Origin of the sequence: Fuerstiella marisgermanici (genome assembly GCF_001983935.1) — a bacterium.
Taxonomy (GTDB): domain Bacteria; phylum Planctomycetota; class Planctomycetia; order Planctomycetales; family Planctomycetaceae; genus Fuerstiella; species Fuerstiella marisgermanici.
This window is the reverse complement of the sequence record NZ_CP017641.1, coordinates 4,015,024-4,033,153: the sequence shown is the minus strand read 5'-3', so window position 1 is coordinate 4,033,153 and position 18,130 is coordinate 4,015,024. Positions and strand designations below refer to the sequence as shown.

The 18,130-nt window shown below is 54.6% G+C and carries 7 protein-coding genes and 1 pseudogene; all 8 read right to left on the bottom strand.

The genetic code is table 11. The annotated features are described in order from the left end of the window. Positions 1-16: 16 nt before the first annotated feature. The gene (locus Fuma_RS15100; RefSeq protein ID WP_077024849.1) at positions 17-2,461 is read right to left on the bottom strand and encodes a DUF1549 and DUF1553 domain-containing protein; all 2,445 of its coding nucleotides are present in this window, start codon (positions 2,459-2,461) and stop codon (positions 17-19) included. 54 nt (positions 2,462-2,515) lie between these two features. Continuing rightward, positions 2,516-5,155 (bottom strand): M56 family metallopeptidase, encoded by a 2,640-nt coding sequence (locus tag Fuma_RS15095; RefSeq protein ID WP_077024848.1) that lies wholly within the window; start codon positions 5,153-5,155, stop codon positions 2,516-2,518. Beyond that, positions 5,152-5,532, bottom strand: coding sequence for a BlaI/MecI/CopY family transcriptional regulator (locus Fuma_RS34220; protein WP_158521007.1), 381 nt, complete (start codon positions 5,530-5,532; stop codon positions 5,152-5,154). Before Fuma_RS34220 ends, Fuma_RS15095 begins: the two co-directional genes overlap by 4 nt. Before the next feature lie 638 nt (positions 5,533-6,170). Then, positions 6,171-9,629, bottom strand: coding sequence for an endo-1,4-beta-xylanase (locus Fuma_RS15085; RefSeq protein ID WP_077024846.1), 3,459 nt, complete (start codon positions 9,627-9,629; stop codon positions 6,171-6,173). 125 nt (positions 9,630-9,754) lie between these two features. After that, the gene (locus tag Fuma_RS36365; RefSeq protein WP_250638026.1) at positions 9,755-10,231 is read right to left on the bottom strand and encodes an endo-1,4-beta-xylanase; all 477 of its coding nucleotides are present in this window, start codon (positions 10,229-10,231) and stop codon (positions 9,755-9,757) included. A gap of 106 nt (positions 10,232-10,337) precedes the next feature. Next, positions 10,338-11,144, bottom strand: a pseudogene (locus Fuma_RS36360) (endo-1,4-beta-xylanase); the annotation flags it as partial. An 87-nt stretch (positions 11,145-11,231) separates the two neighbouring features. After that, positions 11,232-12,383 carry an alpha/beta hydrolase-fold protein gene (locus Fuma_RS15075; protein ID WP_077024845.1) on the bottom strand — a complete coding sequence of 384 codons (1,152 nt, stop codon included), beginning with the start codon at positions 12,381-12,383 and terminating at the stop codon, positions 11,232-11,234. 32 nt (positions 12,384-12,415) lie between these two features. Further along, positions 12,416-18,073: a PVC-type heme-binding CxxCH protein gene (locus tag Fuma_RS34215; protein WP_218922450.1), complete on the bottom strand. Its 5,658-nt coding sequence runs from the start codon at positions 18,071-18,073 to the stop codon at positions 12,416-12,418. Positions 18,074-18,130: the final 57 nt, after the last annotated feature.

The following is an 18,130-nucleotide window of genomic DNA, read 5'->3' as shown; positions in this document are numbered from 1 at the left end:
TTCGTTCTCTTGAATGCTACTTAATGAGCAGAAACTCTTTGGTATTGATTAGCGCCCACAACAAATCCTGCATTCCACCGCTCACGGATTCCGCTTCGCCCAGATGCGACAGGCTTCGCTCGATCTCAATCTTGTTGGGCAAGCGGCAAAGTGCTCGTAACCACGCTTCTTCAACCAGCTCGCGCATTGGGATGGCCTCATTGGCGGATTCAGCTGCTGTGATTTCGGCTAACCAACCACTGCTTTCGATTCGCTGTTCGATGATCGGATCGTTTTGCAGGAAGACCGCTTGTAGCAATGTGGGGTGATTGTTCCGTTCGCAATCGCAATTCACCGCTCGCTCGGGTTTCCCAAAGATCTGCATCGCATAGGTCCCTGCCAGCCGCATGGAGAGATGTCCGGAGGCCCGCCGAGTGAGATCGGTGCGTACTTCCTCTTCCTGATCACTGGCGGCAACAATCTGTTTGACGCTGTCGTAAACCACTTCCGCCGGCATTCGTCTTGGAATTGCGCGGCTAAAGTTTTTTCGGTCATTGTGATTATTGTGACTCGGCTTACAGCTTCGTTGGTACGTCTCGCTGGATACGATTTCCCGGTGCAGCCATTTCATGTCATACTGGTTCTCGACAAATCGCTTTGTCAGAGAGTCGAGTAATTTAGGATGCGAAGGCGGGTTAGCTGGATTTAAATCGTCAGGCGGATCGACGATTCCCTGGTGGAAATAAGATGACCAGACGCGGTTGACGAAAGCCTTTGCAAACCAGGGATTCTCTGGATCACTCATCCAGGCCATGATCGGCTGGCGGGGATCGTCTTGTCCTCCGAGTGAGACCGAACCGCTTCGCAACAAATTGACTTGTTCGGTTCGGCCACGATCTTTGATATAGAGTTCCCGCCAAGGATACACCGTGCCGTTTTCAAGCCTTCTGACGGCATCGTTGCGAACCGGGGAACCATCGTCACTGCGGACATTCATTCCGACGCGTTTCGCAAGGTCCCGGTACTGCGCGAGATCGTCAGGTTTGACACCGAACTTGACCGTCTCAAAAAAGCGACTGAAGTCGCGGTAATCTTTCTGCGTCCATTGAGCAAATGGATGCTTGTGGCATTGGGCACATTGGAGACGGACGCCTAGAAAATTGTGAGCAAAGGCTTCGGCTGCCCGCTGCGGTTCCTCCATGCTCCGGCGAGTCCAGTAGTGTGGCATTGTCTGCCGGTCTGCAAAATCCGTTTCGTAATCTTTCTGAAAATAGGATGAAGTTTCCCTCGTGTAATCCGCAAACGATTGTCCGGAACTCCGGCCTTGAGCCAGCACGATCCTTCGCACAATTTCGTCGTAGGGGACGTTCTCTTTTAAGCGAGCGACGATCCACATGTACCATTGGACTGAAAGTTCCTGGCCAAGTTCTGCCTGCTGCCGTGGATTACAACCGGTGTAATCGCACAGTTTGTTCGTCCACCAAGCGGCATAGGCGGGACGATCGAGCAGCTCGTTGATCTTGAGAGTTCTCTTGTCCTTGCGTGGATCGCTGAGAAACTCTCGAACTTCTTGGGGAGGCGGAAGCGTGCCCGTCAGATCGATGCTTACCCGACGAAGGAATTCGGCATCGCTACACTGCGGCGACGGCATGATGTGGAGCTTATTGAGCTTCGCAGCGACAAACCGATCGATGGACGCGATAGTCTCCTCGATTTCGATGGGCTCGTATTCCCTGGATGACGTGGGACGAATCACCGGCACCGAACCGATACCGTTATCGTAAAACGCGATGATGTGCGTATCGCCCGAACCGGTGCAGCTCACCACTCCATCTTGATCGACCATCGCGACAGAGTCATCATTCGCGCGAAATCGGCATAGCGGAGTGACGTCTTCCCGATCACCATTCGTCCATATCGCGATGACTTGGAGTTGAGCGGATTCGCTTCCGTTTCGAAACAGGATTTCGTTTGGAAACAATTCCAGCCGGTCCAGCTCCTGAGGCTGCTTCAGCTTCTCTGCACCCGTTTCGATCCAGCGATGAAGCAACTGATACTCCCACGAGCCGCGGGCAAATCGTTCGCCTCCTTCGTGGTCGATCTCGATCGTGGGCTTCTTGAGAATGAGACTATTCGAAGGGTTCCGACGATCGATCCGCTGACCTTCCGCGGCGGTTGCTCTCCCGAGCAGACCCTGGTGGTCCATTTTGAAGTCGTAACCGAACAGCGACAGGCGAAAGTCTCCGCGTCCTTGAAACGACCCATGACAGTTGCGGCCATTGCATCCCAGTCGTCCCAATAGCGGTACAACGTGCCGCTGAAAGTCTGGAATTTCTGATGTCCCCTCCGTCTCGTAGCGCTGGTTGGCGGGCGGCAGCGTTTCGGCTCCCCAGAGCCATGTCCCACAGAGTGCGAACAGGCACAGAGCAAAAAACGGGCGGCACCGGCCGACGAATCGAGATGCGATAGCGGATCGATGCATGTACATTTCCCGTGGAGCGTTCTAAGCAAGGAGAAAACAAAACTCTTGACGAAGTTATTCGTCGAGCTTACGGACACCCTCAATGACGCTTAATTGGTCGCCGAGTCGTTGCGGATGCTCAACACCGACTTGGATTTTGTCGCCAACCGAGATGCTGTGATAGGCGTCCTTCTTGTTCCAAAATCCGCTCAACATAACCTGCTTGCCGACGACGCTCTCGGCATTTCGTGACCGATCTTTGTCGAATGCCTTCACAACGTCTGTTACTTCAGCTGTCAGTTCCCAAAGTTGCTCGTCCTTCCTGACGACTTTCGCTTGCAAGACTCCACTGAACCCGCGGAAATCGTCGGGGAGTTCGGGATAATCCCCTTTCTCGACAGGAGCAACTTTTCGAAGCACTTCGCCCACTCTCAGGCTATCTCCGCCATCGTGCAATGCTCCAAACTGAACGGTCTCGCCAATCCGAGTCACCACCAAAGCGTCCAGCAGCTGAGGAGGAACTCCTGCTGCATCGACGTTTTTTCCGACGAGTGATTTTGGTGCCCGCGATTGATTGTTCTTCCAGACACGGGGAACAGCGTCAACTGTGATGGTGAATGTTCCACGCTCGACATCCTTCTTCACCAGGCGGCCCACAAGCATGCCTCGAAAGCCTTGGACGGGATTCTTTTGGTTCGTGCTGATGGGAGCGTCGCGACGCATTTCCTTCATTTCCACCTGATCGTCTGGTCGCACGAACTCCGCCACGGTCAAGTGGTCGCTTTGACGACCAATATGTTGCATCCCAACTTGGATTTGGTTTCCCACTTTCAGTTTGTGGTAAGCCTCTTTGCGATTCCAGAATCCCGCCAACATCATTTGCTTGCCGACGATACTCTCCGGTTGTTTGGCACTGCTCTCTTTCCAAACGTCCGCGACCTTTTGAACTTCAATAATCAATTCGAAAGTTTCTGGATCCTTCTTCTTAATCTTGGCAACCACTGCTCCTCGGAAGCCGCGAAACGCTTCAGGTAATTCGGGATAATCTTCCGCTTTGTAAGCAGCAACTTTTCGCAGAAGTTCACCTGGGAACACCAGCTCATCACCATCGTGCTTGCACTCGAACTCAACGGTTTCCCCTTTACGTGTGGTCACCAGCACGTCCAGGAATTTCCCGAAGACTCCCTCGATCTCGATTGATTTCCCCACGATCGACTTCGGATTCTCTGCTTTGCTGTTTCGCCAGACGCGTGGAACAGCGTCGACGACGACGACGAAGGAACCTTTCTCGACGTCCTTCGCAGCGAGACGACCGACGAGCATGCCATTGAATCGCTCGATTCCTGCTGGCAATTCATCGGGGGTTGCCTTGAGTTCTTTCGTCTGCTCAGCGGGTCTTGAATCCTGAGGTTCATCGGCAACCAACGGTGCGGACACACCAATGAGAACGGCCAAAGTCGAAAGCTGTGATTTCATCTTGTTTCCCTGTACTAAAGAAGTTTGATTGTCCGAAGAACCAATTTGTCTCTCGGCGACGGCTTGAGGGATGAGGGCCGCGACCGTCATGGCAAGCATGGCCAGGCCGGTCAGCACTTTGAGCTTGGTCGCCGCACTGACTTCCATGCTGAAGGTGTTTTGGATAAGGAGCCTTTCAACCCGTTGCCCCAACGTCGAACGGAAAGCCGCCATTCCGGCAACAAGTCCTGATCGTGTTAAGAGCAACATTTGCCGATCAAGCATTTGATCTCCCATCCGGACCAAACACTTGATGAGCCCCTCCTGCCCACCCAGAACGCGCGCAGCCGACTCATCCGCCGCAAAGTCCATTGCGATTTGAAGCTGACGACTAACGACTCGGTTCAGCGGCTGGAACGGAAAGAGACATCTGACAATCTGACTGAACAGATTCCATTCGGCATCGCGATGTGCAACGTGGGCCAGCTCGTGCGCCAACAACGCTTCCCACTCCGAATCAAGATCGAGGCGATTCAAATCTCCGTCTCTGTGTGCTTGCACCACAATGAAAGGACGCCAAAAGCCCGCAGTCAGGGCTCCGGTCACTTCCACAGCTTCCAGCAAATCCACCTTGCGCCGCACTCGCATCTTATGAGCCAGTTGGTCTAGGCCGCGTTGTAGATCGGCTGCGTTAATGGGTGTGGAACTCAGTCGGAGGATGTGCAAGCGTTTTATGTGAATGCAGAGTCTAGTCAGTCCGGCCAGCACGGTCGCAGCCCAAAGACCAGTGATCCATCGTGAAAGAATCTCCCAGGTCAAAAGAGAATTAACTTGGGATGCTCTTTCGACTTCGACGTTCGGGTGTCTTCCCTCTTCGATGTCGGGGCTGGCCAGTGATCGTTCCGTTTCGCGGCCGACATCGCTTGAGGAGACCGCCAGCGCGACTGTCGGATCGATCACTGATGAGTGAGAAGCTTCAGCAAAGGGCGTCTCATCTTCACCAGTCGCAGATGGAAGGTGTGACTCGCTCAATGAATATTGATATCCCAGATGCAGAGATGGTATAAGAGTGACGACGGTCGTTGTAAAAAGCGGCAGCAGGAGTGCCAATTTCCAGGCCAGAACTTTCAGCGTCGGCGCATGAAATTGCCGGATTCTGCTGACAAGCAATACCATACCACCGATGATCACCGTCGAATGAACGAGATATGTCAACAGAAAGCTGCAGAACGCCATCACGAACCAAGGCGAAATGCTCATGGGTTCCTCCTCGTTCGTTTGGCATGCTCGATGACAAGCTCTTTGATCCGCTCCAACTCGTCCTTGTCGATTTGGTCACTGGCCAAAAGATGGTTGACCAGTTCTGCTGGACTTCCCCCGAATACTCGATCAACCAGTTCACCAACAAGCGATTGGCCCGCTCCGTCTTTTGAAACCACAGGTCGATAGCAATATTGACGATCTTTCGTTCGATGAGCGATCAGACCTTTGCGTTCCATACGCGACAACACTGTCGCCACCGTCGAGTATGCAAGCGGTGGGTCTGTGTCTAAGAACTGTTGCACTTCTGCCACGGTCGCTTCACCGTGTTCCCAAAGCACACGCATAACTGACAATTGCCGTCCACCAAGTTTCACGATGACGCCTCCTCCGCTCCCGTCTTGAACAACTACAAGTGTAAAACTACAGTGTGTAGAACCTCGCGTCAAGCGACTGATGATCAGATTTATGAGAACAAACTGGAGACCCGCGGTGCGACAAATTTCTCTCCGAAGGTGTTGGGGCGAAGTTGCTCCGAAATGGAGTTCCATTTGAATAATTCAACGTGTGCAATTCGCCGTAACCTTCTGGTACGAAAGGCACCTAGCCCGACTAATCCACGGTTCGGTTTGAGACCGCCTCGGGGAGCTTTTCTAAACAAACCAATTGCCCTCGGTCACAAGTCCTTTTGTGGCCGAGGGTTTTGTCGTTTGACTGCGAGACTCTCGGGACCTTCATCGGCGGTTCGGATGTATGGCAAAGTCCATGTTTTGTGAGCGTGTTTGTATCCCCATGCCATCAAACGGTTTCGGAGTGGAATCATGGTTAGAGTCCTGACCGGTTCTAACCGGACACTCGAACCACGAAGTCCACGGTAGGTATCAATCCGACTTCGGTGGAGGCGACCGGAGCACTTCCGCATACAAGAGTTAGCCGGTCGAGTCCGTTTTGCCATTGGAACGCACGCGAACCACCACGGCTGCGCGGTGGATACATTGAGAGTCACCCTCTCGCATCATAGACCGGGATTGCCTGTTGCTGGTGGAGCACGATCAACCTCAGCTGGTTCGCCGAGGAGTTTTGTCAGGATTGGTCGCAACGCTTGTGCCCAGACTTCGTAGCCGGCCTTTTCCAAGTGAATACCGTCCGACGACACGTCTGGCAGTAACTTGCCGCTGGCACCAGCCGGGTCGTCGTTGATGTTGATCCAGTGGATTCGTTTGTCGGCCTGGCTGATCACTTTCAGCTTCTTGTTGATCGCGTCAATTGTTGGAGCCAACGCGGCGTTCTGGTCTCGTGGAAACATGGCGGTTAGCACCACTGGCACATCGGGAAATCGAGAACGAAATTCGGCGATGATGACTTCGATGCCTTCAACAACGTCGGTCACGTGAGACTGTTTGGCCGCGCCGATCCAGGGAAGGTTGTTGGCTCCGGCTTGCAGACAAACGACTTTCGGCGAAACGCCTTCGAGTTCGCCGTTTTGCATTCGCCACAGTATGTGATGCGTGTTGTCGCCGCCCCAGGCGAAGTTGGCCGCGTTCCAGCCATGAAATGACTTTTTCCAGTGAGCCAACAGTTCTGGATAGTCCGTCGCGCCCCAGCGGCGAGTGATCGAATCGCCCTGGAAGTAGACGTCGATTTGGCCAAGCTTCGTTTTCGCAACAAGCTGCTTGTGGACCTTTTTGGAGTTCGCATCGGTGCGTTGAAGCGGCGTGTGACGTACGGCGGCCTTTTGGTCGGATGATTTCTTCAGCATTTCGTAAACCGCATCGAACGCCGCTTTGGGCTTTCGTTGGCGATCAAACAGCAGCGGATGATTGACTCGCTCCCACGGGAAATAATTCAGCCAACTATGGCCATCGTGCAGGTTCCAGAATGAGACTCGCGCGATGATGTCGCGGTACTCGTGAAACAGCTTGAACAATTCGACGTACTGTTTGACCATCTGCTGTTCGATTTCCGGTGGCATTCCATCTTTGTACGGATCAAACGTTTTCAGTTCGTCGCGATACTTGTTTCCGTCCGCCCACCAGCGTCCTCGTTTGACCACATCGATGTCGAGTTCGGAAACCACGACCTGAATGCCGAGTTTGCGAAGTTCATCGAAGGTCGCGCGGAGTTCCGGCAGCGAGTTGTCGCCCAGTTCAAAATGCCCCTGCATGCCGTACGCGTCGATGGGGGCTCCGGCGGCTTTCAATTTCGTCAGCAGTTCAATCAGCTTCTTTCGCTTGCCGGGTTTGTGTCCGTTGTAGTCGTTGTAAATCAGCAGAGCGTCGGGATCGTGTGCGCGGGCCGTCTTGAACGCGGTGACGATGAAGTCCATCCCGGTCGTTTGCGAGTACACCGAATCGCGCAGCAGATCATCGTTGCTATCGCCAATCGCTTCGTTGACGACATCCCAGTGAGTGGCCACGTCGGCGTAACGACTGACGACGGTCTTGACGTGCGTTTGAATTCGCTGCAACAGCTTCTCTCGCGACACCGGATTTTCACCCTCATTCATCATCCACTCGTCGGTTCGGTCATCCTTGGCCCAAACAAGGCAATGGCCGACCAATTCCATGTTGTGTTCTCGGGCGAAGTCGGCGAACGCATCACTCGGCTCAAACTTCCATTCATTTTCCTGCGGATGAATGCCCTCCGGCTTCATGCAGTTTTCGGGAGTCAGAATTTCAAAGTGCCTGCGAATCAGTGCGGCGTCTTCATCGTTCTGAACAACCCGATGTCCGACGCCGACACCGATCTTGAACCGCTTGTCGACGGCATTCTTCAAGCTTGGTTCAGCTTTGGCCGCGTCGAGGGCGTCTGCTCCGAACGGGTAGGTTGTGATTCCGATGCGATCGAGGAAGGCTCCGTTTTCGCGGTACTTGATGGTCAGCGTGTGCTTGCCGGGTGTTGGTTTGAAGGTGGCCAGCTTGACCCATTGCCATCCTTGGGTTCCGAGGCCGTTGGCCATGACGAAACCTTCGTCGTCGATCTGGATCCAGAATGAATCGTCGTCCGCCGAGGGGCAGTTCACGCGAGCGTGGATGTAGTACTTCGCGTCTTTGGTAGTTGTGAATGGAATTGTGACGGCTGCGTTGTCGCCTGCGGGAACGGCTGGCGGGCTTTCAATACTGGGCTTGACCGTAATGTACTTTCCGGCGGAAGCGTCTTCGGCGGATTTGATTTCCCAGTCGGAACCGGACTTCATCGCTTCGGCCTCGAAAGTGAAGGTCTCGATGTTCTCGCCGTCCAACGTTGGGAACGTCGACTTGCCTTTCGTCCAACCGTCGTACCAGAATTCGTGTTCGACCAAATCGAACGGGTGTTTGGTGACGTCTGTCTTCACGTCCGACTTGCCCAGCAGAAATTTGTCGACGAACGCTTCGACTTCCGGTCGCTGGCTGGCAGGAAGCTGGCAATGCGGATGTCCGGCAACGATCGAGAAACCAAAGCGATCGCCGATGCCGAACGTCTTCCAGACTTCATGAGCGGCTCGGCAGGAAACGTATCCCGATTCATCCGCCAGCCATTCGTATTCCGGGTTCCCGAGAACTAGCAGAGCTCGCGGAGCAACCATCGCCATCAGTTCGTGATGGTCGTACGGCAGCTTGTCGACGGCGGCAGAGAATTCAAACATGTCTTCCCGAAACCACGCTCGACTGGTCTTGCCGAGCGTTTCCACGTTGCCAAGCGTTTCAGAAACTCGCCACGCCGCGGCACCTCCGCCGCCCGATTCCTGGGCAATGGTCAGGGTGATCCGCTCATCGAAGGCCCCGGCAAACAGAGCCATTTTTCCGGCGAACGAACAGCCTGTGACGGCCAGTCGTTTGCGGTCGATCGGCAGGTCTTTTTCGACCAGTTCCAGACCGTCGATGATACGGCTGATCCCCCACGGCCAGGCCGCGTAGGCTCCGATGTGTGTGAGTTCCGGATAGAGCCGGTTGATCGGTTCGTTGCCGCGCTTCTGCTGGTGAGCCATCACCTGTTTGAAGTCGAACGAGATCGTCGCGACGTCGCGACTGGTGAAGATGTCGGCCGGCAAACTTCCGGTTCCGCCACCAAAGCCGATTCCGATAACAGCGGGGAATGGACCGTCGCCCTTCGGCATACTCACTCGCGCGGTAAGCGTCAGGGTCTCGCCATTTTCAGTCGCCTTGACGGTGAGTGTTCCGTCTTTGAGGGTCGCGGCGATGTCTTTCGGACGCGGTGGTTTTTCCCCAACCCCGTATCTTTCAATCTCAGCTTTGATCTCTGAGCGACGACGAGCCCAGTCTGCGAACTTTGTGGAACGCCCGCTGCCGTCCGGCCACGCAAACGGATCAGGCAGAGGTCGCACGACCGGCAATTGCTCGAAAGCCGACAGCACCGGTTGAGGAAACTTCTCTCCGGTGTTTTCCAAGTCGTAGACCAGCGGGACATCCTGAGCGGATACAGCTGCGAAAGACAGCAGCACGAATGAGACAAACGAGATTGCAAGTTTTGTCATGGTGAAACCTTGGTGACGTGCAATTCAAGCTTATGCGCCTGCGCCCAACTTGCTGAAAACAGCACGCCCCATGTTGTGGGCTCGCTCAGTTCATGGAGGCACTGAGGGGCGTGGTGTGATTGCAATCAGTCGCGCGATGGTTCATTAACAATCGCACCGTAGGCGGGTTTGGGATTGTTGTTGGCGTCGAAAATCAGGGGGTGTTGTCCGAAGCGCCATGTGCGGCGGTCGTTGAGGCCCCAGAAAGTGACTCGTTCGATCACGTCTTTGTGCTTGTTGAAGATCGCGAAGAGCTTCTTATACGCTTTGGCTTGAGCGTTTAGGTCTTCGACCGAAGGAGGTTTCCTGTTGCCAAAACGTCTTCGCCCAAAGCCGCGGCCGAATTGTCCGCCAGAAGCTCCACTAATCGTGACGTCAAGCTCTGTGATGCTGACCTTCAGCCCCAACGAAGCGTAATCCGAAATCGCCTTGTCGATGTCGTCGTAAGGGACGCTTCCGGTCCGCCAGTGACCCTGAATTCCAACCGCGTGAACCGGCGCTCCGTCTTTGAGCAGGCGTTTCAGCAGGACCATCGAACTGTCGTGCTTCTGACCAGATTCGATGTTGTAGTCGTTGTAATAAAGAACGGCGTTGGGGTCTGCTTCGTGCAGCGAACTTGAACGCGAACGTCAGAAACTCTGGCCCGAGCGTTTGCACCCATTTGGAATTCCGCAAGTTCTCCGTTTGGCCCGTTTCCTGATTGCCGCCATCGTTGATTGCTTCGTTGACAACATCCCAGCTTTGGATTTTCCCTTTGTAGCGGCCAACCAACGTGTCGATGTGAGCCTTCATTCGCTTCGTCACAACTTCGCGTTCTCCATCGCGAAAGAACCAGTCACGTGTCTGAGCGTGCCACACGAGCGTATGTCCGTGAACACTCATCTTGTTGTTCGTCGCCCATTGGACCAACGCGTCGGACTGCTCAAATCGCCACTTGCCTTCTTCCGGATGAATCCGTTCAGGCTTCATGCAGTTCTCGGGTGTCACGGCGTTGAAATGCTCGGCTGCGACCTTGAGTTCGTGACTCGAGTACCGCGCCGGAAAATCGCCTGCAGTCCCGATGCGGAAAGAATCCTTGAAGGCATCCTTGATAATGCGTTCGATTTGAACTTCGACCACCGGAGCAGTCGAAGCAGGTTCGTGCTTGGGAACTTTCCGGGTCGCGACCGATTCCTGACTTCCGAAGTCGCCGATTTTGCGTACGAGCGTGATCCCTTTGTCGCTCAGCGTGCCGGTGTATTCGATGCGAAGCTCACGCTCGCCGAATTTTCGCAGCTCCACAAAAGTTAGCGTGTCGCCGTCCAGTTTTGCTTCCTTGAACGCGACATCACGCTTTCGGTCAGCAGTCTCCACGGCCGCCCTGGCTGTCACCTTGCCGCTATTGTTCTGGAAATCGAAATGGTAGATCTGAAGTCCGGCAGGCGTGTCAAACAGTGCATGCCACTTGCCGTCAAACTCCTGAGCAGACGCTGGCATTACGAACGTCAACAGTCCTATCAGGCCGAAGATGGACAGCGTTCCGGTATTTCTCATGAGAAACTTCCTGGATGGATGGCGTCTGGATCACTCAGCACTATCTTCAGATGCAAATAGCAGTGGCGCGATCTCATGCAAACTGCGGCGCCAGCTTTGCCATTCGTGAGCCGTGTCCGGTGAAACGTAGTAGTGGCTGTTGATACCGGCTTCCTTCAGCGCCTTTGAATTCGCTTCGGGATCGCCGCCGCGTCGTGGTCGCCGTCCGCCGCCGACTTCCTTGCTGCCGTAACTCACGAAGACGAGCTTGACGTGTTCCTTGAATCCCTCGGTATTGTTCACGTCGTCCATGGAGATTGATCCACCGCTGAACAGACCGATGTGTGAGAACTTGTCGAGGTTCCGCAGCGTAATCATCTTGGTTTCCATGCCGCCCATGGAAAGACCAGCCATGGCTCGGTTGGGCTGATCCGTCAGCGTACGGAAGTTCGAATCGACATAGCGAATCAGTTCTTTGACCAGTACCGTTTCGAAATGTTTGATGTCGAAGTTTCGAAGTCCTCCAAAACGCACTTCGTTGGTCATTCCATAGGTCATCACGATGATGAACGGCTTGGCCTTACCTTCGGCGAGCAAGTTGTCCATGATCAGACCGGCGTGGCCCTGAACGCTCCAGCCGTACTCGTTCTCGCCCCATCCATGTTGCAGATAGAGAACCGGGTAACGCTTTTTCTGATCGCTATCGTATCCCGGTGGAGTGTAAACGAAGGCACGGCGATCCGTTTGGGTGCTCTCGGAATAGAAAAGGACTTCACGCATTTGGCCATGCGGGACTTTCCTGACAGCGTAAAAGTCTTTGTCCTTCGCAGGAACTTCCACCCCGCTGCCCCAACGCATTGCACCGAAGAAGTACTTGCTGTTTGGGTCGGGAACTTTCGCGCCGTCGATGATCAATTCGTAGTAGTGAAAGCCTTCATCCAGCTTGCGAGTGTAGCCCGTCCAAAAACCTTTATCGTCTTTGACAAATTCGCTGCTTTCTCGGAACGTACATGAAACGGCGGTCGCCTCAGGAGCGTGGATGCGAAATCTAACACGGCCTTCAGAGTTAACCTGAGGGAACTGTTTGCCGTTCTGATTAGTGACGGCCGGTTTCCAGTCATCGACCGGAACAGAGTCCTGTGCCGAACTGATCGAATCGATCAGCAGCACGCTGCAGATGAGTACGTTTGCGCGTAACAACATGGGTCTTCCTCTTTGACGGTTGACGAGAATGATTACCTGGCTCGTTTGGCTGTGAACTCTTCCGTTGCGAATTCGCCCACTTTGCGAGTCAGCTTCATTTCACCGTCGCTCAGTGTGCCTGAGTAGCTGATTGACAGATCGTTGCCCCGGAAGTTCAGGATTTCGTCGAACGAAACTTTGCCATCTGCGAGCTTCACGTTGGACAGTTTGCTGGTGTGCTTTTCGCCGTCGAGGATCATCACTGCCGAGCCGCCAACTTTCCCGTCCTTGCTTTCAATGGTGAAGACGTAATCTTGATCGCCAATTTGAGTTTCCACCGTGCCGATCCATTTGCCAATCACAGAATTGTAGGTCGCTGCATTCCTGGCGGGATTGTCCTGGAACACGCTTTGCGCGAACCAGTACAGGCTGCTGCTCCAGTGCTGAGGATCGTGGCCGTGTCCGTCGACGTGCCAGACATGATCGATCTCGTTCTTCTTCAGGAATCGTTGCACGTTCTGACTGATCCGGATGAGTCCATCTTTGTTGCCGCAGGAAATCCACAGCAGCTTGAGTTTCGCTTTCGCAACGGCAACGTCGGGAATCAGCTCTTCAGCTGGCTTCGTATTCGGTGCCGCAGAAAATGGTCCGACCCACGCGAATTTGTCGAGATTACCGAGGCCGAAGTTGAAGGACTGACCGCCGCCCATTGAGAGTCCGGCAATGGCACGTTTTTCGCGGCTGCGATCGACTGAGTACTTTGCTTCGATCGCCGGAATCACGTCGTTAAGCAAATCTTTCTCGAAGACCGCAAAGGCTGGCGCACTTGCCATGACGTTGCCTTCTGCCCGATCGTTCTTTTGTGCTCGACCGTTGGGCATCACGACAATCATCGGGACGGCTTTCCTGTCCGCAAAAAGATTGTCAAACAGGACAGCCGGATTGGCGAAGCGCTGCCATTCGGACTCATCGCCGCCGATTCCGTGCAGCAGGTAGAGAACGGGATATTTCGTGTCCGATGAATAACCAGGCGGAGTGTAGACATTCATTTTCCGCGTTCTGCCAACGGTCTTCGATTCGTACTCGATCATCTCCAGTTTACCACGCGGAATGTCGTCACGCCTGGTTTTGAATCCTTCCGGTGGAGCGTCATAGACGGCGACGTCATCTGGCCCGAGTTCAATTGGCCCGCCAAATCCGCCACGCCTGCGGCGTCGCTGTGGCTGCTTGTTGCGAGCTTCATTCGCCCCGGCAGCATCCTGCATATTTCGTGCAACAGGTTTCGCTCCGGCGGAGAGTCTTTCGACGGTGACCGCCATCACGATCGGAGCACTACTGTCCTCGCCTTTGACGAACTCGATGGTCTGGATCTTGTCCGCACGCTTCGGCTTGACGCTCAGATATCGAAGCTGCTGCCGACCAAGTCGGAATGCAAATTCACTCATTGGCACATCGACCTGGCGAATATAATCGGCGAAGTGAACCGCATTCCGCAATTCATGATCTTCCGTTGTTCCATCGTCGTACGTCAGGCGAACGATCATCGAAACGGTCTTTTCGCTGTTGTACGGATGGTTCCAGCCGCCAACGCCGCTGAGCAAATGAATCGCCGCCGCCGACGTGCCACACGGCATTGAAACCGACTTGGGCATCTGTGGAGGCAGCGAACCGTTTGGTCCGTGCAACAGAATGATGTTCGGCTTGGACTTACCTTGCGGATTGGTCAGTGCGAACGGAACGCCCTTGAAGAGCTTCGGTCCCCAGTCAGGGAACACCATGCGGTCCGGGCTATTGTCTCCATCATGAAACAAGCCCTTCGTGCTGATTGCCGTGGCAACTTTGTCCAGCGGCAGCGGGATGTATTGGCCGCCCGCAGTCAAAAATTCCAGCAGGTCCGTCAGTCCCTGTTCGGTAATCTGCTTTTCAACACCTTCCGGCATCACCGACTTTCGGGAAGCGATCAGCTCTTCGATGTCCTCGCGAGCGACGCTGATTTCCTTCGCCTGCGAATCAACGATGGTGATCGACGTCCTGGTTTCTCCCGCCAGCATTCCGTTGATGACTTTTCCATCGAGCGTCAGCACGCTGTACAGCCGAAAGTTTCCTTCGACGCTGCGTGACGGATCGATGATGTGAGTGAGCAGTTCGTGTTTCGGATGAACTCCCATGCCGGTCAGATTCGGGCCGATCTTCTTCCCCATCTCACCATGCTGATGACAAGCCGCGCAGATCTTTTTGAAGACTTCACGGCCCGCATCGACGTTTCCCGTCTTTTCTGTCACGTGCATCAGTGACTGCAACACCTTGTCGCGATCGGCGTCGGGCAATCCGCCGCCCATCGCTAACAGTTTTTCAGCCCGAGCTCGCAGGGATCGATCTGGAAACGATCGCAACGATTGTTTTTGCTCCAACGAAAGTTCGTTCAGATCGAACTCTTTGGCTTCGACTGCGGCAAGTAACGACCTGGCCCAGACCGGCTTGCCCAACACGACACTGAGCGCCGTTGATTTCGTCTTCGGTGTCATTGAAGGCAGAGCTTTGATGATCACTTCACCTGCATCATCGGATTCGCTCAGCGGCACGGCCTCAAGCATTTGTTCGACGGCGTTCGGTGGCGTCTGTGGAGTCAACTGGTTGATGATGGTCGCGACGGCGTTCTTGTCCGTTGATCGGAAACCCACAAGGTCTCGGGCAGCCGCACCACGCTTGTCCGCAGTCGCATCCGAATCTTTGATGGTCTTCACCAACGACTTAACGATCTCATCGGCGTACTGATCGAGAGCCGTGGTTCCCGTCCGCGATGCAAGCCGCAGTAGTTTTCCTTTGAGAGTGCTGTCGCCGTTCTCAAACGTTTTGACAAACGCAGCATCAAGGGATTCACTCGACTTTTTCTCGTAGTCCGCAGGTAAGCCCCCTGTCAGTCCGTCGAGAATTGGCGTTGATAGCGCGGGATCAGCACCGGCCAGATTCGCGACGATCCGCTGCAGACTGTCTGCGTCCGGTTTCGCTCGAGCAAGGTGTTCAGTGACTCGTCGAGTGATTCGAAGCACTGCGTCCGAAGGCTTGCCCTGTTGTGACGTGATCTGTTGGAGGTAAGAAACGGCATGCGCGGCGGCCGCCGATGTCAAAGCATCAATCAGAACTTGGTCCGTCTCAGCGGAAGCCAGCTCACCGACAAATGCACCAGCCACCGTCGAAGCCGGCATGTCGGCCAATGCTAGAATTGCCTGCAACTTTACCTGAGCATCGCTGTCTCGGAACAACTCGCGATTCTGTAGCAGCAACGCCAGTCCGGCTTCGTCGTGTGGCAACACGGCAATCGCACTGCGGCGTACTCCGGCGGATGCATGCGCGAGCGCCTTTTGGAGGCCGCTTGTGACGACACCGGCCGATTTGAATTGGGGATCCAGCTTGACGTATCCCAATCCGTCCAGCGTATGCAACGCGTGGATCGCACCGGCGTTAAGTCCGATTTCATCGACCGATTCATCGGCGAGTAGCGCCAGCAGCCCCTGAAGGACATCGTCCACGCGGCGTTCAATCAGCAGCCGCTGTGCCTGCCGTCGCCACATAAATGACGGATGCTTCAGCTGCTTCAAAAGTTCGTCGTTCGACGCGTTTGCCAGACTTGTGAAGTCGTGAAGCTTTGCTGCTCCACTTTCAGTCGGAACCACGCGATAGATACGACCGTGTTTTTTGTCGCGAAGATCGCTTTCGTACGCCGCCCCCTTGCCCGTCTTGAACCCATTGGGCGTTGGATTGTGCTGGACGATGTAGTTGTACCAGTCGATGACCCAAACAGCTCCGTCCGGGCCAACTTCGGCCACCACCGGAGCACTCCACTCGTCATCACTGGCCAGCAAATTCAAGGGACTGGTCGACTTGTAATTTGCCCCATCGCGACTCAGCACGAAAGTTCCCACAAGGTGCCCCGTTGGGCCGCACACAAATGCCGTTCTGTTCCACCATTGTTCGGGGAACGTTCGAGCCGTGTACAATGCGTGTCCAGCACCTGCCGTATATCTGCCATGGTGATCCACCTGACGAACGTTTTCAGTGATTGGCTCAAATCTTGCGGAGTCAGCGATACTCCCCAGCGTCGAAGGCGACCATCCACGCACACTTTCGTAGTAGCGATTCGGAATCGGGACGAACATGCTTGGGTTGCCGTTCGCCGTTGAGCCGAAAATCAGGCCTTCTTCACTGATTCCCAGTCCCCATGTGTTGTTGTTGCTGGAACGAACGAACTCCAGATCGGTGACCTTCGGCGGATCGCTTTGCGACAGCTTGAAGCGAAAGAAACCCTGTCGAAACCGCTGAGTCTGCTTGCCGTCGAACTCGGGCGCACTGTTGTTGTAGCCCTGCATGCCCCAAATCCAGTTGTCCAGCCCGTAGCGAAAATTACTGACTCCACCATGCGTGTCACCGGACGACCACCCGGTAATCAGAGTCGTCCTCTGATCAGCCACGTCGTCGCCATCGGTGTCTTTCAGGTAGAGCGTCTCGGTCGCGTTTTGGACCACTGCACCACCGCGAACGATCACAATGGCTGTCGGAATACTCAACCCTTCCGCAAAGACGGTGAATTTGTCGGCAACATGGTCGCCATCGGTGTCTTCGCAAATGCGGATGCGGTCGCGGTCCTTGCCAAGCTCATTCGGATAGTCCACTGTCTCGCAAATCCACAACCGGCCGCGTTCGTCCCAGTTCATCGCAATTGGCTTCGATTTGAAATCGCGTTCGTCCGCATATCGCTGAACTGTCATGCCTTCGGGAGTGACGAAATGCTTTATCGATTCTTCAGGCGACAATGGATTTTGCATCAACGTTTTCGGTGCGCCCTGGGTTCCCCACTGCCGACTGGGTGTGTAGTTGGGAATCTTCGGGCCGACATCGGTAAATTCAAACTCGGCCACGTCGGTGCGAAGCGGTGTCATCTTCGGAGCAACAAAACGTTGCCTCTCCTGGAAAGTTGGCACTTTCCCGGGATCGTCGCCGCAAGCCCAGCGAATGCCACGTTCGACGAGGTTGTGGAAGCCGGGCTGGTTGAAGGTACGCTGATCATGTCCCCATGCGGTGTAGAACACGCGACCTTCGCCATGCGTACGAATCCAGGTCCATGGTTCACGTTCGTTGCCGCTCGCCTGCTCACCTTCGACTCGGTATTCCAACACTGTCCGATTCTTCTCATTGTGCAGATGATGAATGTACGTTTCATCCCAACTGGTAAAGCTGCCATAGCCTTTCATGATTGGATGATCTGCCGCAGCGATCTGCGTTGTAAACACCTGCCCACCGTGGCGCTGAAACTGCCCACCCATCAAAGCAACCATGTCTTTGTTGTTTCGCCAGCAAAACGTCGCACAGTGCAATGGAATGAACCCCTTGCCGCTGGCAACGTAGTCAAGCAACGCTTTGGCCGGTGCTTCGTCGATGCGATCGATATTGGCGTACAACACAACTCCGTCGAACTGAGCAAGCGTTTCAGGATTAACGTCCTCCATCCGGTCGGTGTACTTCATTTCGATTCCACGATCGGCAAGCACTGGTGCAAGTTCTTGAAACCGCCGTGCCGGCTGATGGGGCCCATTGTCGCCGATGAACATCAGGTTCAAGTCAGCGGCCTGCGTTGAAGAAGCCAATACTGAAAGACACAACAGGAACAGGCTGGTGAGCCGGAGCCTTGAGCTGAGCGGTCGGGTGGGGTTCATTGCAATTCTCACGGAGTTGGATTGAATAAGTCGTCGCTGGCGATTTAGGTCAAAACA

Excerpts from the sequence above, each read along its gene's own strand:
- Fuma_RS15095 (WP_077024848.1), bottom strand. The coding sequence starts at position 5,155 with ATGAGCATTTCGCCTTGGTTCGTGATGGCGTTCTGCAGCTTTCTGTTG.
- Fuma_RS34215 (WP_218922450.1), bottom strand. The coding sequence starts at position 18,073 with ATGAACCCCACCCGACCGCTCAGCTCAAGGCTCCGGCTCACCAGCCTG.
- Fuma_RS15075 (WP_077024845.1), bottom strand. The coding sequence starts at position 12,383 with ATGTTGTTACGCGCAAACGTACTCATCTGCAGCGTGCTGCTGATCGAT.
- Fuma_RS15085 (WP_077024846.1), bottom strand. The coding sequence starts at position 9,629 with ATGACAAAACTTGCAATCTCGTTTGTCTCATTCGTGCTGCTGTCTTTC.
- Fuma_RS15100 (WP_077024849.1), bottom strand. The coding sequence starts at position 2,461 with ATGCATCGATCCGCTATCGCATCTCGATTCGTCGGCCGGTGCCGCCCG.